This is a genomic window from Streptomyces himalayensis subsp. himalayensis, assembly GCF_013778455.1.
GTDB lineage: Bacteria > Actinomycetota > Actinomycetes > Streptomycetales > Streptomycetaceae > Streptomyces > Streptomyces himalayensis.
Map to the genome: position 1 here is coordinate 67,077 of NZ_JACEHE010000029.1, position 24,199 is coordinate 91,275.

Consider the following 24,199-nt stretch of genomic DNA (forward strand, 5'->3'; position numbering starts at 1 on the left):
GGCTGCGGTCCACTCTGCACGGCACCTTCTGGGACGTCCGTCCCCGTCCGTCCCCCGAGGCGACTCCCTCTCAACGGATGCCGGGCAGGGCTAGCCACGCAACGTCGCCATGAAGCTCCGGCCGTACGCCTGGCGCGTGTCGAACTCCAGCCGGGTGCCGCCCGGGACAGGGCTCACCCGTACGCCGTCGTCCGACGCGACCTCCCGCAGCGGCCGGCCGCGGAGCAGGACGGTCACCGTGTCCCGGTCCATGGTCGGGTCGGACACGGCGACGGTGGTCAGCCCGCCGCGCTCGCGCTGCACCAGCACCGAGGCAGGCCCGTCGATGCGCATCCCGGCGGCCTCATGGCGGCCGGATGTGAAGGTGTTGGCGGCCGTCAGGCCGAGGCCGGTATGGGTGACGGCCTGCAGGCGCGCGGTGTTCGCCAGGACCTTCAGCGGCCCGTCCGCGTACGAGCGCAGGCAGGCATCGTCGGCGTTCGGCACCAACACGTAGGCCAGCGCGGCGGGTTCGGCCCCAGACGCCTGGTCGACAGTGATGCCGAAGACGCCCCGCGTCACCGCCGTGTCCGGGTTCGAGGTACGGACGACCCGGCGACTGCGGGTCACCGTGTCCAGGGCGACCCTCACCTGCGGGGTGTCGAGGAAGACATAGCCGACGGCGGTCCCCTGGGTGGCGTTGGCGTAGCGCAGCCAGTGCAGGTCACCGGTGCCCGTGCCCCTCCAGGGCCGGCCGTCGCGGAGTAAGCCGGTGACGGTGACCTGATCGCCGGGTGCAGCGGTACGGGCGTCGACCGTCGTGGTCACGGCCCGTCCGGCGCTGTCGCCGACGTCCGCCGCGAGCACCACGATCTCGTCGTCGAGCAGGAACCACGACTTCGTCGCCGTCGCATTGCGGTGGACCACGAAGTCGTCCGGCAGCAGGCCCGCCCCCTTGTCGCGGTAGGGCACATCGTCGGACTGCACCCACCCCGCCGCTCCGTACGCCCCGAGGACGGCGCCACCCGAGTGCCGGTTGGTGCCGCGCGGGAAGTAGACGTACGTGTTCTGCGACGCGGACGACGACGTGAAGTTCAGCGGGTGGCCGGGGTTGTCGTAGTACGGCTTCCCGTACAGCTCGGGGATCGTGCGCCGCTGCTCGACCGGCGCGGTCACACCGGCGAGGCCGGGCGCCGAGACCGTGGTGAAGTAGTCGACGCCGTACGCCTGGGTCTGGTCCTGTCCGGAGAGGTAGAGGTAGTACGCGCCGTCGCCCTGGAACCACGGCATGAGGTTCTCACCGCTCATGTACTCGTACTTGCTGATGCGGTCGGAGCTGCGTGCGAGCGCGAAGGCGTAGCCCGGTCTGCGGTGCACCGTCTTGTCCATCGCGTTGAAGGCGACGCTGCGCGAGGCGGGGTTGAGGTCCGCGGGCGGGACGGTGGCGTCGCCGGTGATGTCGGCGTAGCGGACGATGCTGACAGGGGAGACGAAGCCGGCCGGATCGAGGGCGGTGCGCGAGGTCGACCGGATGTGCTTGACGTAGCTCTTCAGGGCGGTGGCGTCGGCGCCGCTCGCGAGCCAGGAGAGGTCGGTGACGGCCTCGACGACCGCCGCGACGTCGGTGTAACCGGTGTCCGTCCGCGACACAGCCCTTCCCTTGACGATCTCCATCATCCAGCCCTCGAAGATCAGCGGCGCGAAGCCGTTCTTCACCCAGCCGTACACGGTGGGCACCAGTTCCTCGCCGTGCGCGAAGCCCGTGCCGTCGAGGATCTTGAGGGTCTGGACGACGCGGATCAGCAGGCCCTTGCCGTAGGAGCCGGTGTAGGCGACGGAGGAGTGCTGGATGAAGGAGCCGTCGGCGTAATAGCCGTCCGTGACACCGTGGTCGAGGTGGTACGGGTCGATGGTCGCGAAGACCGTCAGCTGGTCGGTCAGGGCCTTGCGGATGCGCGCGTCGTCGGCGAGGAGCGCGCCCTGCAGGATTCGGTTGGTGGTGATGTCGGCGAGGTTGGCGCCGGTGTGGAAGCGCGAGTCGAGGTTCACGTCGCCGTCGATGCCGTTGCGGAGGTAGGCGTCCATCGAGGCGACGTAGGTGCGTACGAGGTCCGGGCGGTACGCCTGCACCTGGTCGGAGAGGAGCGCCAGGGTCTTGCTGATGTACTGGGAGATACCGATCTCCCAGTGGAACCAGTTGCCGTAGTAGCCCTTGGACTGGTCGCCGTAGTAGCGCTCGTGCAGCCAGACGAGACCGTCGATGACGCGCCGCTGCACGGCGGTGTTCTCGTACAGGTCCGATAAGGCGGCGCCCGGTGTGCGGGTCGCGAGGGCGATCTCGTACAGCCGCCGGAAGGCGGTGTTGAGGTTGGCCTCGTTGGTGCCGAGCACCAGACCGGCGAACAGTTCGCCCACCCCGGCGGCGTCCATGGACTTCAGGTTCGTTCGCGCGGCCTTGTCGATGGCGGCGAGTTTGGCGGCCGTCTCCGGCTGGGCGTTGGACTCGGCGGTCCCCGCGAAGACCGCCACGGTGTTGGTGAGAAGACGTGCGCTGCCCGCGGCGGTGGGCGCCGCGCTCGCAGGCCGCGTGGGGATCACCGTCAGGAGACCGGCGGCCGACAGGGCGGACAACAGGCGTCTGCGGGTGATCTCCATGGCATACCTCCGTGGGGGCTACCCCCAGCGGACCGGTGAAGTGGCGTTGCAGCGGGCGCAGTCAAGCAGATGCGCGGTTGAACGTCCACAGCGCGTCGGCCACGTTGAAGCCACCCGTGCTTGAGCGCCTCCCGCTGGAATGCGAGCCCTTTTGGAGCCGGCCATGACGCCGGTGTCAAGGTCCAGCGTCTCGGGTGAACCAAGGAGGAGCCATCGTTCGGATCGGAGCGCTGGCAGAGGGCGCCGGGGTGAGCACGCGGGCAGGCATCCGCGGCCGCCCGCAGCCAATCCGCGGCTGCCGCGACCAGCCCCGGGCTGGGGAATCCATGGGGATCCGGGGTGCCTCGACGTTCGCAGCGCTCCGCAGCGGAGCCGCGGGTCCGGCGTGTCGGAGAAAAGCTGAGCGCGCCGGCACGTGGGGGAAAGGAGCCGCTGCGGAGCGGGGCAAAACGAGCCGGTCACGGTGACGACGGATTGTCGCCCGCTGGATGGAAATCAGGAGCGGCCGGTGAGATAGCGCCAGTAGACCCATCCCCACGTGCCCGAATTGGCGCCACCGACGACCTTTCCGTAGTACCACGAGAAGTCTCTCTTGACGCAGTACAGGTTGAATCCCGTCCCGCGTCTGAGGACGCCCTGGGAGTCGTAACTGGTGCTGGGGCCGTTACGGAGGTTGACGGCCGTGGTGGTCTTCAACGGAGTGGCGTAGTAGCGGTAGCCGCATGCGGATGACCCCACCGCGGACGCGGGCGATGCGGTGACCACCGTGCCGCCGAATGCAAGGGCAGCAGAGGCCACCACGGCTCCTGCTCGCGATTTCATTCTCATGACCTGTCCTCCAGAGAGTGAAGGCGTATGAAGGCGCAGCCTTGTACCGGGGGTGCAGAAGATTTGTGCTCTCTGGCCCGCGGCTCAGCTCCGTGCCTTTGATGCGATCAATATGACAGCAGTCGGGGCGGTGACCAGAATGCGGCGCGGCCGCATAGGCTGGCTGGAGCACCCCCGTTTGGGGCTGGCAGTACGCCAAACCTATGCAGACGAAGATCGGAGCACCTCGGGGCAGATGGGCGGCTTCGACAGATGAACTCGCGCAGCGCGTAGCAGGTCATACCGCTATCCAGACCGCCCCGAGTCGCGGCCGCGCACCCGCACGACCGGCGTGCAGACCCGACGCCCCCAGGTCCTGGAACGCGGCGGAGTCAGCACTGCCCAGCTTGGTCCTCGAAGACGATCCAGGCGCCACGCTCCGCCGCGATGCTCTTACCCGCGCCCGGTTCTCCTTCTTCCAGACCTCGACTGTGCCATCGTCGCGCTCAGAGTGCCCCTTGGTCGCTAGGCCGAGATGCTGTCCATGAAAGAGCTCACCGAGAACACCGCGCGCCCCGGCCCGGCAGGACCGTAACCGGGCGGGGAGGTCAGTCCGTACTCCGCCATCGTCGCGGCGTACGCCTCCAGCAGGCGGATGTGGTACTCGAGCGGGGCACCCTGCGGGTTGGCCTTGCCCAGCGGGGTCGTCGGCTCGGGGCACCAGGTGGTGAACCGGGGCGTGATGCCGTGCGACATGAAGAAGCGCAGGCCCTCGGTGGTGGAGGCGATGGCCTCGTCGACCGTGGTGAAGCCGAACGGCTCGGCCATCTCGACGCCCGCGACGAAGTTGGGGATGACGTTGCGGGGGCCGAAGACCTCGGCGGAGTCGAGGATGCGGCGGTGCCATTCGTCGCGGCCGACGTAGCGCTCCTTGCCCGGGCAGTACAGCTCGAACAGGCGGCGGTCCCACACCTCGTAGTTGGGGTGGTAGATCTGCACGCCGTAGTCCTTGAACCGCTGGACGTCGGCCTTGGGCAGGGCCTGGGCGACGACCTTGCCGATCCAGCGGCCGGGGAAGCGCTCCTCGATGGCCTTGGCGTAGTGCCCGTAGAAGTCCGCCTCGTCACGCCCTCCGATGTGGGAGGTGACGGCGCCTCCCGTGAGGGTGTACGCGGTGGAGGCCTTGGCCGTGTCGTACTTGTCGATGATGGCCAGCGCCTCCAGGACCTCCTCCACCGGCTTCACTCCGGTGTAGGGGCGGCCGGCCGCCTTGTGCTGGCGCCAGTTGTGGTTGATGTCGCAGTACTGGCACTCCTCCTTGGCGCCGAAGTACTGGCAGACGCGGAAGACCGTCAGATAGACGAGGTAGCCCCACTGGATGGTGGGGGCCACCTCCATCACGGACTTGCCGTTCTCGAGGGTGTGCCGGTAGTAGTCCGGCATCGGCGGCAGACCGACGTCGGCGATCCGCGTTCCGTCGAGGTACAGGCCGAGCACGCCGTCCTCGTCGGCCGCGACGCGGTACGGCGAGGACGGGTTCACGCGTACGGACACGACGGTGCGGCGCAGCTCGTACGGGCCGCCGGTGAGCACGATCTCCTCGGGCGGGCGGCGCAGCGCGGCGGCGCCGAGTTCGGGAAGGGTGCCGTGGTCGAAGGAGAAGATGAAGTACGACTTCGGCTTGATGTCGCCGGACGCCTCGTTGGCCGTGTCGCTGAGCGCGGACTCGTCGAAGGCGATGCCGCCGCGGAGCAGGTCCTCCTTGAACACGGCCTCACGGGGCACGTGCGGGAACCGGTTCAGCAGGTCCTCGACCAGCGCGGTGCGGCTGTCCGCGGTACGGCTGCCCATGGTTCTCCTCGGCTTGTCGGTCCCCGTTACGTCGCTCCCCCCAGGTTATGCCTCGGCGGTTTTTCTCCCCCACCCCACCCCTTCCCGTAACCATGGGGCCGGCCCTCTGGCCCTCCGGTTGATCGGCCGCTCCGCCGCCTCGTCTGACCATGCGTCACCGGCACCGTCGATCGGGCCGCTGTCCACCACATCGACCAGAGGGGTTGGGGCTGGCTGACATGCAGTCACTTTCACTCCATCCAGCCCGAGGTCGCCGCCGCCTCGGTTTGGCTAGACACAGTCGACACAGGCAAGTTGAGGCGGCGGCCCGGGTCGGACCACGACACCAGGTCGCGGCAGTGCCCGACCGACGTCGCGAGGGGGTTGGCGCGTGAGTGGGCAGCGGATGACACGCCGTCAGAGAGACGCTTTAGGCCCTTTGATTGCGCTGGAGTGCCCGCTGTCGCGCCAACAGAGTGAGGCCTCCGATACCTCGCCCGGCCAGCCCAAAATACCCGCGAAACATGCGGCTTGGCCTGCCCTTTTTTGACACCCCATCAGCCATTCGGGAGCCGCCTGAAACGGTCTCAGCGTGCATCCAATCGGCCCCTCGGCGCCAAATCTCCGACACGTCATAAATGACATATGAAAATCTCATCAGTACGTTCACTGCATGAGCCGGCGCCTCAGTCGGCATCTCTGAGAGCAAGGAGAAGTCAAATTGAACGCGCGTACTGTCTCCGTGGCTACTGCCGCCGCGGGCATCACGGCCATGATTTTCAGTGGCCTAACCTACGCTTCTGCCGCTGCTGCCACTGAGTCCGCCCGGCAGGCATTGGCGGCTTCCCCGGCGGCTCCGGCGGCCGCGGCGGCCCCGGCGGCCGGCGCTCCGTTCGGGGGCGAAGACGGCGGGAAGAAGGAAGAGGACAAGGGCAAGGAGGACAAGGGCAAGGAGAAGGAGAAGGAGGACAAGGAGGACAAGGGCTACCACCACAAGGGCTACGACAAGAAGGAGAAGGAGGACAAGGGAAAGATCATCGTCAACGCGCAGGAGTTCCCGGCTAAGAAGTACGAATGCACCAGCGTCGTCGACAACCTCGTCCCTCCCGTGCAGCCCCCGCCGGGTCCGCCTAACCGGGTCCTCGACGCTCAGGCCTTCCACGTCGAGAACATCAGCAAGAAGACCGTTCTGTGGTTCCCCACCAAGAACTGCAGCGGCAACCCGGTCAGCGCCCTCCCGCCCAAGAGCACCCAGTTCAACGTCCCCGGAACCGCGGTCATCGATACGCAAGGGCCGGGTCCTGATATTGCTGTAGCGCTGGGCAGCTTCAAGGTGATCCCCGCCGGCGACGACGACAAGGACCACGACAAGGGCCACGACGACCACGACGACTACGACTGGGAGTAGCCGACCAGGCAAACCACGAAGAAACAGTGAAACAAGTAGGCGGCCCGGCGGCCTACGTTGCATTGGAAACCCCGGCCCGCCGGAATCGGGCCGGGGTTTCCGGCGTAGGGCACAGGCCCAGCTCCGCATGACTGGTCACTGTGCCGTCCGTGACCCATACGCCTCGCCACTTCACTATGCATGCAGCCGGACAGGATCGCAAAGTCGCACAGGGGTTGCCCGCTCTGCCAGCACGCAGCCCCACGACCCGATTACTCCAAAAAAGTTACTCCATATCTATGATTTATCCGACAATGAGCGCGTGAATATCGGGAGACGGCCCCCACTGCATTCACGCTCTGAGGAACTGTCCGTCGACTGCGAGGGTGCCATGAGCCTGCTGACGAATGTTTTTCAAACATCGAAGGATTCGCCTGACGCGGTGCTGTCACGGCGACTCGAGCAAAGCATCGGAGGCGCCGGCTACTGGGTGACGCGAATGCCCCGGGAAGCTGTCCACCAGTTGCGAAAATTCCAGCGATGCAACATCGCGGCAGCGGCAATCGCTTTCATCACTGGAATCCTCGCCTGGCCTCTCATCTCCCATACCTCGCTGCTGACCGCGTGCGTGGCCCTCTCCGTACTCGCAGCCATCGCCGCACTGACCATCGTCGCCCCTCAGCTCACCGGACTGGGCGAACGGACGGAAGAGTCGATCAAATTGTGCGGCTCATACGCAACAATCTACGGGGAACTGCTGGAAGCACAGCAACGGATGATCGAAGGATCCACAGAAGACGCAGCACGCGCGATCGAGATCATCCGCCAGTACGAGAACGTCACGGCACGCAACGAAGCTCTCGCATTCGGCCGGACAAGCGCACGGCCACGACTCCAGCTGACCGCAACTCGGGGTGCTTCCGACCTGCCATCCCAACCAGGGGCCTTCCTCCTCGAACCGCCTTCGGTCCGGCCGGAACTGAACGCCCCGAAGAAGATCGGTAAGCCTCGGAGCGAAACCCCTTCAGCGCAACCCGCTCGTCCGAGCCGTCCGCGAAAGAACGGGCGGAAGTCGAAGCGCCGCCGCCGTGGCCGGAGTTGAGTCGAGTCGAACGAGATGTACTGGCTGGCTGCATCCTCCGTGATGTGGTCAGCCGACCAGTGCTCGGCCGAGCGCCGGACCGACCGGCTGAGCGGCCGAGGGGCCGAGCGGCTGAGGGCAGGCGATCCACTCGTCCCAGGAGTCATACACCGGCGCGGCGATAACGTACTCACTCTGAGAAACACCGATGGCGGGGATTTCCGGAGAGGGACGACAGCACGTGACTCAAGCAGCGGCCAATGACGCCGGCACCGTGACCAACTGGGCCGGCAACATCACCTTCACGCCGAGCGAGGTGCATTACCCCGGCTCCCTCGACGAGCTACGCACCCTTGTGGCCGGCAGCCGGAAGGTGCGGGTACTGGGCAGCGGCCACTCCTTCAACCGCATAGCGGACAGCGAGGACGTCCTGCTGTCGCTCGCCGCCCTGCCCCCGTCCGTCGACGTCGACACGGCGGCGCGCACGGTGCGTGTGGCGGGCGGTGTGCGCTACGCGGAGCTGGCGCGGCGCGTCCATGAGCACGGTCTGGCGCTGCACAACATGGCCTCGCTGCCCCACATCTCGGTTGCGGGCTCGGTCGCGACCGGCACCCATGGCTCCGGGAACGCGAACGGCAGCCTCGCATCGGCGGTGCGCGAGGTGGAGCTGGTCACGGCCGACGGTTCGACGGTGACGGTCCGCCGGGGCGAGGACCGTTTCGGCGGGGCGGTGGTCGCGCTCGGCGCGCTGGGCGTGGTGACGGCGCTGACGCTGGACCTGGAGCCGGGCTTCGAGGTGAGCCAGCGGGTGTTCACGGATCTGCCACTCGCCGGGCTCGACTACGAGGCGGTGGCGTCGGCCGCGTACAGCGTGAGTCTCTTCACGGACTGGCGTGCGTCGCGCTTCACACAGGTGTGGCTGAAGCAGCGCGCCGACGCGCCGGCCCTCGACTTCCCGTGGGCGGCTCCCGCCACCGAGCCCATGCACCCCGTGCCGGGCATGCCCGCCGCCAACTGCACGCAGCAGTTCGGTGTGCCCGGCCCGTGGCACGAGCGGCTGCCGCACTTCCGCGCCGACTTCATGCCCAGCAGCGGCGCCGAGCTCCAGTCGGAGTACCTCCTCGCGCGCTCCGACGCGCTCGCCGCCCTGCAGGCGCTGGACGCCGTCCGGGAGACGATCGCGCCGGTCCTGCAGATCTGCGAGGTGCGCACGGTCGCGGCCGACGACCAGTGGCTGAGCCCGGCGTACGGACGCGACACGGTGGCCCTGCACTTCACCTGGGTGAAGGACACCGCGTCCGTGCTGCCCGTGGTCACGCTCGTCGAGGACCGGCTGGCGCCGTTCGCGCCGCGGCCGCACTGGGGCAAGGTGTTCACGACCTCACCCGCCGTCCTGCGGCAGCGTTATCCGCGTATGTCAGATTTTGTCGCGCTCACCGAGGCGCTGGATCCGGCAGGCAAGTTCCGCAACCCCTTCGTACGCCAGGTGCTGGCGGGCCGCACGGAACGGCCGGAGGGGATCTGAGAAGCGCCGGGACCGCCCTGGAGAATCGCCGGTCCGTCCGGCCGCCGTTCAGTGCATCGCCGCCGGACGCACCGGACCGCGCGACTTTCTCCAGCCCCTTTCCTAACCCCTTGTCGAAAGTCCGGGCAGGCCATAGCCTTGCGCCTCGCCAGGGATCAGAGGGACGGAGGGGACAGTCCGGTGGGGAAACGCACGTCCCGGGACATACGCACGGCGAACCGCTATGAGGTGCTGCGCCAGATCATCGCCGCATCGCCCACGTCGCGGCAGGAGTTGGCGGCCGCGACCGGGCTGAGTCTGGCGACGGTGGCCACGCTCGTCGGGGAGCTGCTGGAGCTCGGGATGCTCACCGAGGTCGGGTTCGAGGACTCGGCGGGCGGGCGTCCGCGCGGGCTCGTCGCCGTCAACGCGTCGGGGGGCGCGTTGATCGGCGTCGACATCGCCGAGACGTACGTCAGGGTCGAGCTGTTCGATCTGGCGCTGAACGTGCTGGCGCGCGCGGACGAGGACCTGCGCCCCGGTGAGAACCGCCCCGAGCAGGTGGTCGGCCATGTCGCCGCCGCCGTCGGCTCGGTGGTCGCGCAGGCGGGTGTGGCGGGCGCCAGGGTCCTCGGCGTCGGCATCAGCGTGCCCGGCCAGGTGGACCGTGAGGGCGGCGTCTCGGCCTACGCACCGAACTGGGACTGGCACGACGTGCCGCTCCTGGACATGCTGGCCGCCCACGTCGCGTATCCCCTGCATCTGGACAATCCGCTGCACGCGTGCACCGTGGCCGAGCTGTGGTTCGGCGCCGCACGCGGGCGCGGCGACGCCGTCGTGGTCAACCTCGGTACGGGTGTGGGCGCCGGTCTCGCACTGGGGGGCGAGCTGCACCGGGGCACCACCAACAGCGCCGGCGAGTGGGGCCACACCACACTGGTGCTGGACGGCCGGCTGTGCCACTGCGGCAACAGCGGCTGCGTGGAGACATATGTCGGGGCGCCGGGCATCATGCTCAATCTGCGGGAGCTGAGCCCGGGAAGTCCGCTGCTGCACCCCGAGGACCAGACGGAGACGATCAACGCCCTGGCGCGCGCCGTCGCCGAGCAGGACCCGGTGGCTGTCAAGGCCGTGCAGAACACCGCCCGTTATCTCGGGGCGGGCATCTCCGACCTGGTCAACCTGCTCAATCCGGAAGTGATCGTCCTCAGCAGCTGGGTCGCGTCCGCACTCGGCGAGCCGCTGCTCGCCGAGGTGCGCGAGGCGGTCGCCCGGCACGCGTTGAAGCGGCCGCTGGCCGTCACCGAGATCGTCCTCTCCCCCATTCCCACCGACCCGGTGTGCCTCGGCGCGGCCACCTTCGCGCTGGAAGGGTCGCTGTCCTCCGTGGGCCAGAAGCCCGGGAGCCAGCCCCAGTCGAAGTCCACGGGCGGCAGGACCGCCCGTCGCACCACCCCCGCAAGGAGCCGTACAGCACCGCCTTCGTGACGACGGAAGGGATGCACATGTCGCGCACCACCCCCCGAACCCAGAGCCGCATACGCCCGGGCAGCAGACGCCCGCTCCTGGCGACGGCCCTGGCCGCCGCACTCACCACCGCCGGGGCCCTGGCCTCGGCACCATCCGCGGGAGCCGCGGACTCCGCCCCCGCGGAAGTGTCCCCCCATGCCGCGCAGACCATCGACAACATCGGCGCATCGGGCGCCTGGTGGGTCAACGACCTGCAGCACTTCTCGCCCGCAGTACAGGCCCGGGTCGCGGGGCTCCTGTTCTCCGAGGACGGCCTGGACCTCAGCTCCTACCGCTACAACATCGGCGGTGGCGGCACGGCGGTGACCACGCCGTCGCGCGCCCCGGACGACTTCCGGAACGACGACGGTTCGTACGACTGGAGCAGGGACAAGGGCGGACGTACGTTCCTGGACTACGCGGCCAAGTACGGCGTCCAGGACCTGATCGCCTTCGTGAACTCCGCACCCGCCGAATGGAAGACCAACGGCAAGAGCTGCGGCGGCTACCTGAAGGCGGAGAACACCGAGGACTTCGCCGAGTACATCGCCGACGTGACCGACCACTTCGCCGGGCTCGGCCAGAAGTTCGACTACATCAGTCCCTTCAACGAGCCGACCAACAGCTTCGACTCCTGCGGCCAGGAGGGCATGCTGGTCCCGGTCGACCAGCGCGACGACATCGTGCGCGCGCTGGGTGCCGAGCAGCAGGCGCGCGCCCAGAAGACCGGCATCATCGCCGACGAGTCCACCAGCACGGTCAAGTTCAACGAAGAGGTCCCCCAGTGGATCTCGCAGCCGGGCACGGCCCAGTACGTCGACAAGCTGGCCCACCACACGTACGACAACCCCAGTGACGCCAACCGGGCGAAGGTCTACGAGACGTCCAAGGCGGCGGGCATCGATTCCTGGTCGACCGAGATCTGCTGCTTCGGCAAGGGCGGCACCGGCTGGGCGCAGGAGTACGACCCCACCATCGACGGCGGCCTGAACATCTCGCGGATCGTCTACAAGGACTTCGCGACCGCACACGACTCGGCGTTTCAGTGGTGGGTCGCGCTCTCCGAGATGGTCGGCAGCGACCCGTACGCGAAGAACGACCAGGGCTGGAACGACGGGCTGATCTACTACGACCCCGACTACGCGACGAACGGCAACCAGACGCTGTACATGACGAAGCGTTACTACGCCCTCGGCCAGTACAGCAAGTTCGTGAAGCCGGGCTCCGTCGCGCACAACGTGACGGGCGTGCCGAGCGGCGTCGAGGTCAGCGCGTACGACCGGAAGGGCAAGTGGGTCGTGGTGGTCAACAACCACAACACGACGGACACACCGCTGAACCTGCACTTCAACAGCGAAACCCCGCTGAAGGCCACACAGGCCGTACGGACCTCGGCCACCGAGAACTGGGCGTCCGCAGCTCTGCCTTCGGTGACCGACGCGACGGCCTCCACCACGCTCCCCGCCCGCTCCATCACCACGTACGTCTTCGACCAGCACGGCGACGCCACCTCCGCGGTCACGGGCGCCTGGCAGGGCAAGCAGTCCGGCAAGTGCCTCACGGCGAACGCCTCGGGAGCCGCCATCGCGACCTGCACGGGCGATGCGGCGCAGTCCTGGTCGTACGACTCCGCCGGGGCGCTGAAGGGCGCGGGCGGCTGCCTGACGGCGGCCGGCTCAGGTCTTGCCGCCGCCGACTGCACGGGCAGCGCTCAACAGCGGTGGCTCCTCAATGCCAACGGCCAGATCGTGAGCGAGAGCTCCGGCAAGTGCCTGGACGTCAGCGGTCAGGCGACCGCCGACGGCAGCAAAGTCGTCGTCTACACCTGCAACGGCGGGGCCAACCAGGCCTGGTCAAGGCAGAGCTGACGCCGTGGGGCGGGCCGCTGATGCGGCGGCCCGCCCCCACCCGCCGTTCGGTATCCCGAACCCGAAACAACGCTTCGAGCAGACTTCGTTCAACCCCTTGCCGAAGCCTTAGCCGAAGGTTAACGTCCCGCACCGCAACGCCATCTGAGCCGCCTTCGAGACAAGGACGTCAGCCATGTCGGCAATGAGCAGCAACTGGAACCGCCGATCAGTACTCCGGGCCGCCATGGGCCTGGCCGCCACCGGCGGGCTGGCCGCGTGCGGCAGCAACACCGGTCGCGGTGGCGGTGCCGGTTCGGGTGTCAACCTGGTGCAGTACTTCCACGCGTACGGCGAGGCCGGCACCGAGCAGGCCATCAAGAAGTACGCGGCGGCCTACGACAAGGCCAAGGTGACCACCCAGTGGATCACGGGCACCAACTTCGAGAGCAAGCTGTTCTCCGCCCTGCTCACCGACAACGCGCCCGACGTGTTCGAGTTCCACCCGCAGATCCAGCTCGTCAAGAGCGGTCAGGTGGCAGACCTCACCGACCTCATCGAGCCGGTCAAGGACGACTTCAACCAGGCCGACATCGCCTCGCACACCATCGACGGGAAGATATGGGGCGTCCGCATGATCGACGACCCGCAGTTCTTCTACTACCGCAAGTCCATGCTGGAGGACGCGGGCATCGAGCCGCCCACCACGCTGGACGAGCTTGTCGAGGCCGCCGTCAAGCTCACCACCGACAAGGTCAAGGGCGTCTTCCTCGGCAACTCGGTCACCCCGGTGATGAACCCGCTGATCTGGTCGACCGGCGCCAACACCCTCGACGACAAGAACCAGATCGCGTACCACACCGACGACGTCGCCGCGGGCCTGAAGAAGCTGCGCACCATGTTCAAGGAGGGCCACCTGCTCCTTGACGCCCCCGCCGACTGGTGGGACCCGTCCGCGATCACGCAGGGCCTGGTCGCCATCCAGTGGTGCGGCATGTGGGCCATGCCGGTGATCCAGAAGGCGCTCGGCGACGACGTGGGCATCTTCCCGTTCCCCACCTCCGCGGACGGCGGCAAGCCCGCGGTGACCAACGGCGGCTGGTCGATGTTCGTCAACGCCAAGTCGAAGCATCTCGACGAGGCGAAGGAGTACGTGAAGTGGCTCTGGATCGACCAGAAGGAGTACCAGGAGGACTGGTCGCTCTCCTACGGCTTCCACATCCCGCCGCGCACCTCGCTCGCCGAGTCCGCCGACAAGCTGAAGTCGGGTCTGGCCGCCGAGGGCGTCAAGCTCTTCAACGAGTACGGCAACTTCGACAACCCGGCCTGGACGCAGGCCATGATCGTCGCCCTCGAGGGTGTCATCGCCGACTCCGTGCGCAAGGGCGGTGACCCCGAGGCCGCGCTCGACAAGGCCGACAAGACGGTGAACCGCGAGCTCAAGAAGCTGTTCGGATAGGTCGACGGGCGGACTCAACGACATGTCGACCACCACCACACACGGTGTCGCCAAGGGCCGTGCCGCCGAGGAGACCCCCGCGGTCCCCCGGCGGCGCGGTGTCCGCGGGCGCACTCTCAACTTCTGGCTGTTCACCGGCCCCTTCCTGATCGGGCTGGCGGTCTTCGTCTACATCCCGATCGGCTGGAGCGCGTACCTGTCCTTCTTCGAGGCGCGCTACACGGTCACGCCCAGCACGTTCGTCGGCTTCGACAACTACGCGTACATGCTGACGAACGAGAAGTTCACCGACGCGCTCGTCACCTTCACCGTCTTCGCGGCCATCGTCGTGCCCATCACCTGGGCGCTGTCGCTGGGGCTGGCGCTGATGGTGCACCGGATCCGCTTCATGAAGGCGTTCTTCCGGTCGGTGTTCTTCCTGCCGACGGCGGTCAGCTTCGTGGCCGCCTCGCTGATCTGGAAGATGTCCATCTTCAGCGGGGTCCGCTTCGGCCTCGCGAACACCGTGCTCAGCTGGTTCGGCATCGACAACATCGCGTGGCTGGCCAACCCCGACCCACCCTGGTACTGGCTGGTCATCCTGACCGTACGCCTGTGGCTGCAGGCCGGTTTCTACATGATCCTGTTCCTGGCGGCCCTGCAGAACATCCCGCAGGAGCTGTACGAGGCGGCCGCCATCGACGGCGCCAAGCCCGGCTGGCAGACCCTCCGGTACGTCACGCTGCCGCAGCTGCGCGCCACCTCGACCGCCGTGATCCTGCTGCTGCTCGTCGCCGCCTACCAGGCCTTCGACGAGTTCTTCAACCTTCTCGCCAAGACCACCTGGGGCCGTCCGCCACTGGTCGAGCTGTACTACACGGCCCTCGGCGAGAACCAGGACTACGGCGCCGGCAGCGCGGGCGCGATGATCCTGACCCTGCTGATCTGCGTCGTCACCCTGCTCCAGGGCAAGATCATGGGCTTCGGAAGGGGTGAGGAGTCGAAATGACCACCACGGCACCTCCGATCAAGGACACCGGTTCCCCCATCCCGAAGGCCCGCAAGGTGAGGCGCGGCAGTGTCGTCAGTTCCGCCGGGCTCTACTTCGCCACCGGCATCGCGGCCTTTCTCTTCCTCGTCCCCTTCTACCTGATCGTCCGCAACGCCCTGTCCACGGACGCGGAGATCACCGGCGAGAACTGGAAGTTCTTCCCCACCGACATCCAGTGGGGCAACTTCAGCGAGCTGTTCGACGACCCGACGGTCCCGTACGCCACGTCCCTGTGGAACTCCGCGGTCGTCGGCGTGCTGCACACGGTCGGCACCCTGCTGGTGTGTTCCCTCGCCGGGTACGGCCTGGCACGCATCCCGTACAAGCACGCCAACAAGATCTTCTACGTGGTGCTGGTGACCCTCATGGTCCCGGCCGCCGTCACCTTCGTCCCGAGCTTCGTGCTGGTCTCGTCGCTCGGCTGGGTGTCGAGCTTTCGCGGGCTCATCATCCCGGGGCTGTTCAGCGGTTTCACGTGCTTCCTCTTCCGCCAGTACTTCCTCGGGTTCCCCAAGGAACTGGAGGAGGCGGCCCGTGTGGACGGGCTCAGCTACTGGGGCGCGTACTGGCGCGTCGTCGTGCCCAACTCGCTGAACTTCTTCGCCGCCATCGCGACCATCACCTTCATCAGCGGCTGGAACGCGTTCCTGTGGCCGCTGGTGATCGGCCAGGACCAGGAGGCGTGGACGGTACAGGTGGCCCTGTCGTCGTACATGACCAACCAGACCGTCAACTTCCACCTGATCTTCATGGCCACGGCCGTATCCATCCTGCCTCTGGTGCTCGTCTTCCTGTTCCTCCAGCGCTGGCTGGTGCAGGGAGTCGCACAGACCGGCATCAAGGGCTGATCGAGCAACCTACGGAGACCCAGAACCATGTCCTTCCGCACCACCGATTCCACCGACTACGTAGAGGACGTGTCGCCCGGCCGCGGCGGGCTGCCACCGCGCGCCTGGTACGCCACTTCGGACGCCGCCTCCCTGTCGCTGAACGGCAGGTGGCGCTTCCGCCTGTCCGCGACGGCCGGCGCGGAGGACGAGTCGTTCGCCGAGCCGACGTACGACGCCTCGGGCTGGGACGAGGTCGCCGTGCCCGGCCACTGGGTACTCCAGGGCGACGGGGCTTTTGGCGCGCCGATCTACACCAACCACCTGTACCCGTTCCCGGTCGACCCGCCGCGCGTGCCGACCGAGAACCCGACCGGTGACCACATCCACACCTTCGACCTGCCCGACGGCTGGCCGGAGGACGGCGACGCCGTGCTGCGCTTCGACGGTGTGGAGTCGTGCGCCCGGGTGTGGCTGAACGGCGAGGACATCGGCGAGTTCAAGGGCAGCCGCCTGCCGCACGAGTTCGCGGTCGGCCGTCTGCTGAAGCGCACCGGCAACGTGCTGGCGGTGCGCGTCCACCAGTGGTCCTCCGGGTCGTACCTGGAGGACCAGGACCAGTGGTGGATGCCCGGCATCTTCCGGGACGTGACCCTGCTGCACCGCCCCGAGGGCGCCGCCGGCGACTTCTTCGTCCACGCGTCGTACGACCACCGCAGCGGCGATGGAACACTGCGCGTGGACTCGCTGGTGGACGGCAGGGTCACGGTCCCGGAGCTCGGCATCGACGTGGCCACGGGCGAGCCGCTGACCGTGCCCGTCGAGCCGTGGACGGCCGAGACGCCTCGGCTGTACGACGGTGTGCTGGCCACGGCCGGTGAGCGCATCCCGCTGCGCATCGGGTTCCGCACGGTCGTCGTCGAGGACGGCGTCATCAAGGTCAACGGCAAGCGGATCCTGCTCCGGGGCGTGAACCGGCACGAGTTCCACCCGGAGACCGGCCGGACCCTGGACCTGGACACCATGCGCCGGGACCTGGTCCTGATGAAGCAGCACAACATCAACGCGGTCCGCACCAGCCACTACCCGCCCCACCCGGCCTTCCTCGACCTCTGCGACGAGCTGGGCCTGTGGGTCATCGACGAGTGCGACCTCGAGACGCACGGCTTCGTCGAGCAGGCCTGGCGCGACAACCCGGTCGACGACGACCGCTGGACCCCGGCGCTCCTCGACCGCGCCGCGCGCATGGTCGAGCGCGACAAGAACCACCCGTCGGTCGTCATCTGGTCGCTGGGCAACGAGGCCGGCACCGGTCGCGGCCTGACCGCGATGGCCGAGTGGATCCACGACCGGGACGCGAGCCGCCTGGTTCACTACGAGGGCGACATCAACTGCCGCGACACGGACATGTACTCGCGGATGTACGCCTCGCACGCGGAGGTCGAGCAGATCGGCCGGGGCCTGGACGGCGGCACCGAGAAGCGCCGCACCCTGCCCTTCATCCTCTGCGAGTACGCGCACGCGATGGGCAACGGCCCTGGCGGGCTCAGCGACTACCAGCGGCTGTTCGAGAAGTACGAGCGCAACCAGGGCGGTTTCGTCTGGGAGTGGATCGACCACGGCATCAGGCACGGTGAGCTCGGCTACGCGTACGGCGGCGACTTCGGCGAGGAGCTGCACGACGGCAACTTCGTCTGCGACGGGCTGATCTTCCCGGACCGGGCGCCGTCGCCGGGGCTCGTCGAGTACAAGAAGGTGATCGAGCCGGTCCGTATCGAGGGCGACGGCCCCGCGGGCACGGTGCGGATCACCAACGGGCACGACTTCGCCGACCTGTCGCACCTCTCGTTCGAGTGGTCGTACCAGGTCGACGGCGAGACGGTCGAGGCCGGATCGCTGGCCGTACCGGGGCTGGCCGCGGGCGAGTCGGCAGAGGTCAAGCTGCCGGAGCTGCCCGCCGACAACCGGGGCGGCGAGACGCAGTGGACGGTACGGGCGCTGCTGGCGGACGACACCGCGTGGGGCACGAAGGGCCACGAGGTAGCCTGGGCCCAGCTGCCCGTCACCGAGCGCACCCCGGCACCGGTGGCGATCGGTGACCGGCCGACGGCGAGAGACCGGCTGATCAACCTGGGCCCGGCGTCCTTCGACGCCGGCACCGGCGAGCTGCTCACCATCGGGGCGGTCGACGTCACCGGTCTCCGCCTGGACGTGTGGCGGGCGACCACCGACAACGACAACGGCGCGAGCTGGCAGGACGACATCCGCTACGGGCTGCTGTGGCGGAAGCTGGGCCTGCACCGGATGAGGCACCGCCTGGACGCCGTGGAGCTGGGTGACGACGCGCTGACCGTGCGGACCCGGGTCGCACCCGCGGCCTGGGAGCTGGGCCTGCGCACGGTGTACCGCTGGACGTCCGACGGCACCCGGCTGCGGCTGACCGTCTCGGTCACGCCCGAGGGCGAATGGCAGGTGCCGCTGCCCCGGCTCGGCATCCGCTTCGGGCTGTCCTCCGCGGACCACGTGAAGTGGTTCGGCGGCGGCCCGGGCGAGGCGTACCCGGACACACGGGCCGCCTCGAAGCTCGGCCGCTGGCAGTCCTCCGTCGACGACCTGCAGACCCCGTACGTCCGTCCCCAGGAGAACGGCGCGCGCGCCGACATCCGCTGGGCGGAGATCGGCGGTCTGCGGATCGACGGCGACCCGGAATTCTGGTTCACGGCCCGCCGCTGGACCACCGAGCAGCTCGACGCCGCAGATCACCGCACGGATCTGGTGCCGGGCGACAAGATCTGGGTCAACCTCGACAACGGCCAGGGCGGCATCGGCTCCCAGTCGTGCGGTCCGGGCCCGCTGCCGCAGTACCTGCTGCAGGCCGGGCCCGCCGAGTTCTCGTTCACCTTCCTGGAGATCGATGACTAGCACTGTCACGCAATCCGCGGCCGGACGGCTCTTCAGCCGTCCGGCCGCGGCCGCGTCCTGCGTCGGATTCGTCCTCATCGGCATGCTTCAGGCGCTCTACGGTCCGGCGGTGCCTGGCCTGCGCGAGGAGTACGCCCTGTCCCCCTCGGAGGCCGGGCTCGGCCTCAGCCTGCACTTCACGGGCGGGGTCGCCGGCGTTCTGGCGTTCAACGCGATCCACTCGCGCATCAGCAACCGGTCGCTGCTGGCAGCCAGTTACGCACTGATGGCGGCAGGCGGCGCGGGCTTCGCGCTCGCCCCGAACTGGCCGCTCGCACTCGCCGCCGCCTTCCTCGGCGGCCTGGGCTTCGGCGGTATCGACTACGGCCTCAACCAGCTGTTCGCGGTCGGCTTCGGAGACCGCTCGACGGCCATGCTCAACGTCCTCAACGCGCACTTCGGCATCGGGGCGGTGCTCGGCCCGGCGCTGATCGCGTGGACGGGCGCGGACGGGTACGCGTACGCCTTCGGGGCGTGTGCCGTGCTGTCGGCGGTGCTGATCCTGTGCACCGGGGGTGTACGCACCGAGCCTCAGGTTTCCGGCGAATCGCCGGTTACGCCGAAGAGCTCGCTGGGCCTCTCCCGAATCCTCGTCGGCTTCCTCGTCCTCTACGTCCTCAACGTGGGCGTCGAGGCGGGCGTCGGCGGGTGGGAGCCCACGCATCTGGAGACCGTCGGCTTCTCGTCCGCGGTCGCGGCCTCGGCCACCTCCGTGTACTGGCTGATGATGACCGTCGGCCGCTTCGTCGTCGTCCCGATCACGCTGCGGTACTCGCCCGAGCGCATCCTCACCGTCTGCGCGGCCGGCATGACCGCGTGCCTGCTGCTGGCGCTGATACCGGGCGCGGCCCCGTGGGCCTACGCGGGTGTGGGGCTGTTCATCGCACCTGTGTTCCCGACCGGTCTGCCCTGGCTCAATCGGGCGCTTCCTGAGGCAAAAAGGGCAGGCGCCTGGGTGATAGCCGCGTCTATGATCGGCGGCGTTGCGGCCCCGCCGCTGCTGGGTGTCGGCATCGAGGCGTCCGGTATCCGCGCTGTGCCATGGCTGCTTACGGTCCTGTCGGCCACCTCGCTCCTTGCGACGGTCTGGCTGATCAGGCTCACGAGGAGGTCCGCCGCATGAGCGGCAGTATCCAGGTCCGAGGCCTGTCCCGGACCTTCCACACCACCGTGCGCCGCCCCGGCTTGGCGGGCGCGCTGAAGTCTCTGATCAAGCCCGATCGGGTCGCGAAGGAAGCCGTCGTGGACGTCTCCTTCGACGTGGCGCCCGGCGAACTGCTGGCCCTGCTCGGACCGAACGGCGCGGGCAAGTCGACCACCATCAAGATGCTCACCGGCATTCTCACGCCCACGGCGGGCGAGGCACGCGTCGCCGGCGTGGTGCCGTACGAGGAACGCGAACGCAACGCCCGCAACATCGGGGCGGTGTTCGGGCAGCGCACCCAGCTGTGGTGGGACCTGCCGGTCCGCGAGTCCTTCGCGATCCTCCGAGACATCTACGAAGTGCCGAACGCCGAACACCGCGCGCGCCTTGGCGAGTTCGACGACCTGCTCGAGCTCTCCTCCTTCTGGGACACGCGCGTACGGCACCTGTCCCTCGGCCAGCGCGTGCGCTGCGACCTGGCCGCCGCGCTGCTGCACGACCCGCAGGTGGTGTTCCTCGACGAGCCCACCATCGGGATGGACGTGGTGGTGAAGGAGCAGGTCCGCGAGTTCCTCAGGCACCAGGTGGAGGAGCGCGGCCGGACGGTGCTGCTGACCACGCACGACATGACGGAGGTCGAGCGGCTCGCCGAGCGCGTCGTACTGATCAACCACGGGCGTCTCGTCCTGGACGGCACGCTGGACGAGATCCGCCGGAAGTTCGGCTCGACGTGGCAGGTGCGGGCCACGCTCGCCGACCCGCACGCGCGCGTGGAGCCGCTGGAGGGAATCTCGCTGCTGCGGCGCGAAGGCCCGCAGGTGGTCTTCGGACCGGACGGGCCGACGGCTCCGACGGTCCATCAGGCGCTGAAGCAGGTCATCGAGCGGTACGAGGTGACGGACATCGCGATCGACGAGGCCGACCTGGAGGACGTGATGCGGACGGCGTACGTCCAGGCGGAAGCCGCCTCGAGCGCCCAGGCGGAAGTCCCGTCGGGAGCCCCGGCGGGAGGGGACTGACCATGGCCGCCGTCCACGCCTGGCGGGCCGCCCGCGTCACCCCGCTCGGCGAGCTGCACTCCCCGCCCCGCATGACCGCCGAACTGCTGCGGATGACCGTGCAGGTGGTGCTCGTGGCGTCCCTGTGGCGCGGCCTGTACGCGGCGAGCGGCACCACGGCCGGACTGGACCGCGACCAGGCGGTCACATACGCCGTGCTGGCCACACTGGCCCTGCGCGTACGGAACTTGGACCAGTTCGCGGGCCGGGACACCGTCATCCAGCACATGCACTTCGGGACGATCGTCTACTGGTACCTGCGCCCGCTGGCGCCCCAGCGCTACTACGCGCTCCGCGCGCTCGGCGAACAGCTCTACGGGCTCGTCTGGGCGCTCGCCGGATACGCGGTCTGTCTGGCCGCCGGAGTCGTCCAGCCGCCGAAGTCGGCTGCCGTGGCAGGGGTGTTCGTGCTCAGCGCGCTGCTCGGCCAGTGGGTCATGTACTACGTGATGCTGGTGATCGACCAGCTGTGCTTCTGGACGCTCCGCAATGGCGCCGCGATGCTGATCCTGATCTTCGCGCAGAACCTGCTGTCCGGGGTGTACGCGCCGCTGTGGTTCTTCCCGGACTGGTTCATCACGATGAGCGGCTTCCTCCCCTTCCAGGCGACGCTGAGCGTGCCCCTGTCGCTGTACGTGGGCCGCATTCCGCTGTCGGACGCGGGCGCCCAACTCCTCGTACAGGCGGCCTGGGTGGTGGCGCTTGCCCTGTTCACCCGGCTGCTGTGGCGGCGGGCCGCTCGGCGCGTGATCTCGCAGGGAGGCTGATGTGTCGTCGGAGGCGGGGACGTTGAAGAGCAGGCCGGGCAGGCCGGGCAGGCCTTGGAAGGCCGTTCGGATCATGTGGCGCATCACGCGCCTCAACTTCCGCGCGCAACTGGAGTACCGCTCCGAGTTCCTGATGATGGTCGCGATCGGCGCGGTCTGGCAGGTGTCGGTGATCGTGTTCGCGACGGTACTGCTCACCCGGTTCACCGGGATGGGCGGCTGGGACAGCTCGGACGTCCTGCTGATCCCGGCGACACGGATGCTGGCGCACGGCCTGTTCGTGCTGTTCCTGGGGCGGGTGCACGGCCTGGGCCGCCACATCCAGGAAGGGGTGATCGACACCTACCTGGTCCGCCCGATGCCGGTCTACCGCCAGCTCCAGCTGTCGTACTTCCCGACCAACGCGATCGGCGATCTGACGGTGGCGGCGGGCCTGATGGTGGGGGCGCTGTCCCGCAGCAACCTGGACTGGACGGCGGGCCGGATCACGTATCTCGTCGTCTGCGTCCTCGGCGGCATGCTCCTGGAGGCGGCCCTGTTCACGGCCGTGGCCTGCGCGTCGCTGCGCTTCCCGGCCGCCGACTACTGGGGCCGCTGGCTGGAGGAGCTGCTCGGCACCTTCGGCAGCTATCCGCTGAACGTCCTGCCGAAGGCGGTCGGCGGCTTCCTCACGTTCGGTCTGCCGCTCGCGTTCGTCGCATACTTCCCGGCCGCCGTGCTCACCGGCCATGGGTCGAGCACGGGCGTGCCGTACTGGCTGGCGGCGGCGTCCCCGCTGCTCGGGCTGGCCGCGTACCTGGCATCGCGGCTGCTGTGGAAGTGGAGCCTGCGGCACTACACGGGGGTGAACGGGTGACCCCGACGTCGGCTCGCCGACGGTGCTGTACGCGCCCCGCGGCGCGTACAGCCCAGCCGTACCGCTGCCGACACAGGCCCTAGCGCACGAGGCAGGGCCGCTTGTTGTCGAACGTCCAGCCGGGGATGAGATACCGCATCCCGGCCGCGTCGTCGCGCGCCCCCAGCGCCTTCTGCTGGTAGAGCTCGTGGGCGGCGAGGAGACGGTCCATGTCGAGCCGGACGCCCAGGCCGGGGGCGCTGGGGATGGCGATCTCACCGTCGACGATGCGCGGCGGTTCGACGGTGAGCCGCTCCAGGCCCTCCTGCCAGATCCAGTGCGTGTCCAGCGCGTTGTACTCGCCTGGAGCCGCGGCCCCGCAGTGCGCCACCATGGCCAGGGAGATGTCGAAGTGGTTGTTCGAGTGGCATCCCCAGGTCAGGCCCATCGCATTGCAGAGCTGGGCGACGCGCACGGAGCCCTGCATGGTCCAGAAGTGCGGGTCGGCCAGCGGGATGGACACGGACTGCAGCGCCAGGGCGTGGGTCATCTGGCGCCAGTCGGTGGCAATCATGTTGGTCGCCGTGGGCAGTCCGGTGGCGCGCCGGAACTCCGCCAGGATCTCGCGGCCCGAGTAGCCGTCCTCGGCTCCGCAGGGGTCCTCGGCGTACGCGAGGGTACCGACCAGCGGCGCGCACAGCTCGATCGCTTCGCGCAGCGACCACGCGCCGTTGGGGTCGAGGGTGATCCGCGCCTCGGGGAAGCGTTCCTTCAGCTGCCGTATCGCCTTGACCTCCTCGGCGCCTTCCAGGACTCCGCCCTTCAGCTTGAAGTCGCGGAAGCCGTAGAGGTCGTACGTGGCCTCGGCCTGGCGGACGATCGCCTCGGGGGTCAGCGCCTCCTCGTGGCGGATGCGGTACCACTCCACGTCCGAGTCGCCTTCGCGTACGTACTCGAGGTCGGTGCGGTCGGGGTCGCCCACGTAGAAGAGGTAGCCGAGGACCCGTACGGAGTCGCGCTGCTGTCCGTCGCCGAGCAGGGCCGCCACGGGGACGTCGAGGTGCTGTCCCAGGAGGTCGAGCAGGGCCGACTCGACAGCGGTGACGGCGTGGACGGTGGTGCGCAGGTCGAAGGTCTGCAGACCGCGGCCGCCGGAGTCGCGGTCGCCGAACCTCTCGCCGATCTCGCGCAGGACGCGCTTGTAGTCGCCCACCTTCGCGCCGACGACGAGGGACTCGGCGTCGCGCAGCGTCTGCGTGATCTTCTCGCCGCCCGGCACCTCTCCGAGGCCCGTACGGCCCTCGGAGTCCTTCAGGACGACCACGTTGCGGGTGAAGTAGGGACCGTGCGCACCGGAGAGGTTGAGCTCCATCGAGTCCCGGCCCGCGACGGGGTAAACGGCGAATTCGGTGACGGTCGGCTGGCTTCCGCTTGTCATCAGGGGTTCCTTGCCTCGGATGTGCGTCGGATGTGGCGTCGGAGTGCGTCGGGAGTGGTCGATGCTCAGGAGTCCGGAAGT

General features: G+C 68.6%; 17 protein-coding genes and 1 pseudogene. 13 read left to right on the plus strand and 5 right to left on the minus strand.

The features are described 5' to 3' along the window. Nucleotides 1-90: 90 nt before the first annotated feature. The 4 genes and pseudogenes from H1D24_RS33325 to H1D24_RS33335 all read right to left on the minus strand — a co-directional run bounded on the left by H1D24_RS33325 (nucleotide 91) and on the right by H1D24_RS33335 (nucleotide 5,292). On the minus strand, nucleotides 91-2,634 hold the full coding sequence (locus tag H1D24_RS33325; RefSeq protein WP_181661465.1) for a polysaccharide lyase family 8 super-sandwich domain-containing protein: 2,544 nt from the start codon (nucleotides 2,632-2,634) through the stop codon (nucleotides 91-93). A gap of 495 nt (nucleotides 2,635-3,129) precedes the next feature. Continuing rightward, entirely contained in the window at nucleotides 3,130-3,432 is a 303-nt protein-coding gene (locus H1D24_RS33330) for an SH3 domain-containing protein (protein WP_181661466.1), read from the minus strand. 324 nt (nucleotides 3,433-3,756) lie between these two features. Next, nucleotides 3,757-3,949 (minus strand): annotated as a pseudogene (locus tag H1D24_RS44430) (IS630 family transposase); the annotation flags it as partial. Between the two features lie 17 nt (nucleotides 3,950-3,966). Further along, nucleotides 3,967-5,292, minus strand: a complete 1,326-nt coding sequence (locus H1D24_RS33335) for a radical SAM protein (RefSeq protein ID WP_181661467.1) — start codon at nucleotides 5,290-5,292, stop codon at nucleotides 3,967-3,969. A 700-nt stretch (nucleotides 5,293-5,992) separates the two neighbouring features. On the opposite strand from H1D24_RS33335, the gene H1D24_RS33340 reads away from it, so the two are divergent. The 13 genes from H1D24_RS33340 to H1D24_RS33400 all read left to right on the plus strand — a co-directional run bounded on the left by H1D24_RS33340 (nucleotide 5,993) and on the right by H1D24_RS33400 (nucleotide 22,701). Next, entirely contained in the window at nucleotides 5,993-6,679 is a 687-nt protein-coding gene (locus H1D24_RS33340) for a hypothetical protein (protein WP_181661468.1), read from the plus strand. Between the two features lie 370 nt (nucleotides 6,680-7,049). Beyond that, nucleotides 7,050-7,760: a hypothetical protein gene (locus H1D24_RS33345; protein WP_181661469.1), complete on the plus strand. Its 711-nt coding sequence runs from the start codon at nucleotides 7,050-7,052 to the stop codon at nucleotides 7,758-7,760. Between the two features lie 187 nt (nucleotides 7,761-7,947). Then, the gene (locus tag H1D24_RS33350; protein WP_181661470.1) at nucleotides 7,948-9,264 is read left to right on the plus strand and encodes an FAD-binding protein; all 1,317 of its coding nucleotides are present in this window, start codon (nucleotides 7,948-7,950) and stop codon (nucleotides 9,262-9,264) included. A 180-nt stretch (nucleotides 9,265-9,444) separates the two neighbouring features. After that, the gene (locus H1D24_RS33355) at nucleotides 9,445-10,731 is read left to right on the plus strand and encodes an ROK family transcriptional regulator (RefSeq protein ID WP_181661471.1); all 1,287 of its coding nucleotides are present in this window, start codon (nucleotides 9,445-9,447) and stop codon (nucleotides 10,729-10,731) included. Nucleotides 10,732-10,748: 17 nt separating this feature from the next. Beyond that, nucleotides 10,749-12,620, plus strand: a complete 1,872-nt coding sequence (locus H1D24_RS33360; protein ID WP_181661472.1) for a glycoside hydrolase — start codon at nucleotides 10,749-10,751, stop codon at nucleotides 12,618-12,620. Between the two features lie 175 nt (nucleotides 12,621-12,795). Next, on the plus strand, nucleotides 12,796-14,058 hold the full coding sequence (locus H1D24_RS33365; RefSeq protein ID WP_181661473.1) for an ABC transporter substrate-binding protein: 1,263 nt from the start codon (nucleotides 12,796-12,798) through the stop codon (nucleotides 14,056-14,058). A 22-nt stretch (nucleotides 14,059-14,080) separates the two neighbouring features. Beyond that, nucleotides 14,081-15,046 carry a carbohydrate ABC transporter permease gene (locus H1D24_RS33370; protein WP_181661474.1) on the plus strand — a complete coding sequence of 322 codons (966 nt, stop codon included), beginning with the start codon at nucleotides 14,081-14,083 and terminating at the stop codon, nucleotides 15,044-15,046. Then, nucleotides 15,043-15,936: a carbohydrate ABC transporter permease gene (locus tag H1D24_RS33375; RefSeq protein ID WP_181661475.1), complete on the plus strand. Its 894-nt coding sequence runs from the start codon at nucleotides 15,043-15,045 to the stop codon at nucleotides 15,934-15,936. Before H1D24_RS33370 ends, H1D24_RS33375 begins: the two co-directional genes overlap by 4 nt. A gap of 27 nt (nucleotides 15,937-15,963) precedes the next feature. After that, nucleotides 15,964-18,837 (plus strand): glycoside hydrolase family 2 TIM barrel-domain containing protein, encoded by a 2,874-nt coding sequence (locus H1D24_RS33380; RefSeq protein WP_181661476.1) that lies wholly within the window; start codon nucleotides 15,964-15,966, stop codon nucleotides 18,835-18,837. Further along, nucleotides 18,830-19,999, plus strand: coding sequence for an MFS transporter (locus H1D24_RS33385; RefSeq protein ID WP_181661477.1), 1,170 nt, complete (start codon nucleotides 18,830-18,832; stop codon nucleotides 19,997-19,999). The genes H1D24_RS33380 and H1D24_RS33385 overlap by 8 nt, the downstream gene beginning before the upstream one ends. Continuing rightward, complete coding sequence (locus H1D24_RS33390; protein ID WP_181661478.1) at nucleotides 19,996-21,039, plus strand: ABC transporter ATP-binding protein; 1,044 nt, start codon at nucleotides 19,996-19,998, stop codon at nucleotides 21,037-21,039. Before H1D24_RS33385 ends, H1D24_RS33390 begins: the two co-directional genes overlap by 4 nt. A 2-nt stretch (nucleotides 21,040-21,041) precedes the next feature. After that, complete coding sequence (locus H1D24_RS33395) at nucleotides 21,042-21,845, plus strand: ABC-2 family transporter protein (protein ID WP_181661479.1); 804 nt, start codon at nucleotides 21,042-21,044, stop codon at nucleotides 21,843-21,845. A gap of 73 nt (nucleotides 21,846-21,918) precedes the next feature. Beyond that, nucleotides 21,919-22,701 (plus strand): ABC transporter permease, encoded by a 783-nt coding sequence (locus H1D24_RS33400; protein ID WP_181661480.1) that lies wholly within the window; start codon nucleotides 21,919-21,921, stop codon nucleotides 22,699-22,701. 79 nt (nucleotides 22,702-22,780) lie between these two features. On the opposite strand, the gene H1D24_RS33405 is transcribed toward H1D24_RS33400, so the two are convergent. Continuing rightward, nucleotides 22,781-24,118 carry an enolase C-terminal domain-like protein gene (locus H1D24_RS33405; RefSeq protein ID WP_181661481.1) on the minus strand — a complete coding sequence of 446 codons (1,338 nt, stop codon included), beginning with the start codon at nucleotides 24,116-24,118 and terminating at the stop codon, nucleotides 22,781-22,783. Nucleotides 24,119-24,199 lie beyond the last annotated feature (81 nt).

Bases quoted from the DNA above. Each gene is read 5' to 3' on its own strand.
- H1D24_RS33380 (WP_181661476.1), top strand. From the start codon at position 15,964: ATGTCCTTCCGCACCACCGATTCCACCGACTACGTAGAGGACGTGTCG.
- H1D24_RS33375 (WP_181661475.1), top strand. From the start codon at position 15,043: ATGACCACCACGGCACCTCCGATCAAGGACACCGGTTCCCCCATCCCG.
- H1D24_RS33325 (WP_181661465.1), bottom strand. From the start codon at position 2,634: ATGGAGATCACCCGCAGACGCCTGTTGTCCGCCCTGTCGGCCGCCGGT.
- H1D24_RS33335 (WP_181661467.1), bottom strand. From the start codon at position 5,292: ATGGGCAGCCGTACCGCGGACAGCCGCACCGCGCTGGTCGAGGACCTG.
- H1D24_RS33345 (WP_181661469.1), top strand. From the start codon at position 7,050: ATGAGCCTGCTGACGAATGTTTTTCAAACATCGAAGGATTCGCCTGAC.
- H1D24_RS33395 (WP_181661479.1), top strand. From the start codon at position 21,042: ATGGCCGCCGTCCACGCCTGGCGGGCCGCCCGCGTCACCCCGCTCGGC.
- H1D24_RS33405 (WP_181661481.1), bottom strand. From the start codon at position 24,118: ATGACAAGCGGAAGCCAGCCGACCGTCACCGAATTCGCCGTTTACCCC.
- H1D24_RS33385 (WP_181661477.1), top strand. From the start codon at position 18,830: ATGACTAGCACTGTCACGCAATCCGCGGCCGGACGGCTCTTCAGCCGT.
- H1D24_RS33350 (WP_181661470.1), top strand. From the start codon at position 7,948: ATGGCGGGGATTTCCGGAGAGGGACGACAGCACGTGACTCAAGCAGCG.
- H1D24_RS33390 (WP_181661478.1), top strand. From the start codon at position 19,996: ATGAGCGGCAGTATCCAGGTCCGAGGCCTGTCCCGGACCTTCCACACC.
- H1D24_RS33365 (WP_181661473.1), top strand. From the start codon at position 12,796: ATGTCGGCAATGAGCAGCAACTGGAACCGCCGATCAGTACTCCGGGCC.
- H1D24_RS33400 (WP_181661480.1), top strand. From the start codon at position 21,919: ATGTGGCGCATCACGCGCCTCAACTTCCGCGCGCAACTGGAGTACCGC.
- H1D24_RS33370 (WP_181661474.1), top strand. From the start codon at position 14,081: ATGTCGACCACCACCACACACGGTGTCGCCAAGGGCCGTGCCGCCGAG.
- H1D24_RS33360 (WP_181661472.1), top strand. From the start codon at position 10,749: ATGTCGCGCACCACCCCCCGAACCCAGAGCCGCATACGCCCGGGCAGC.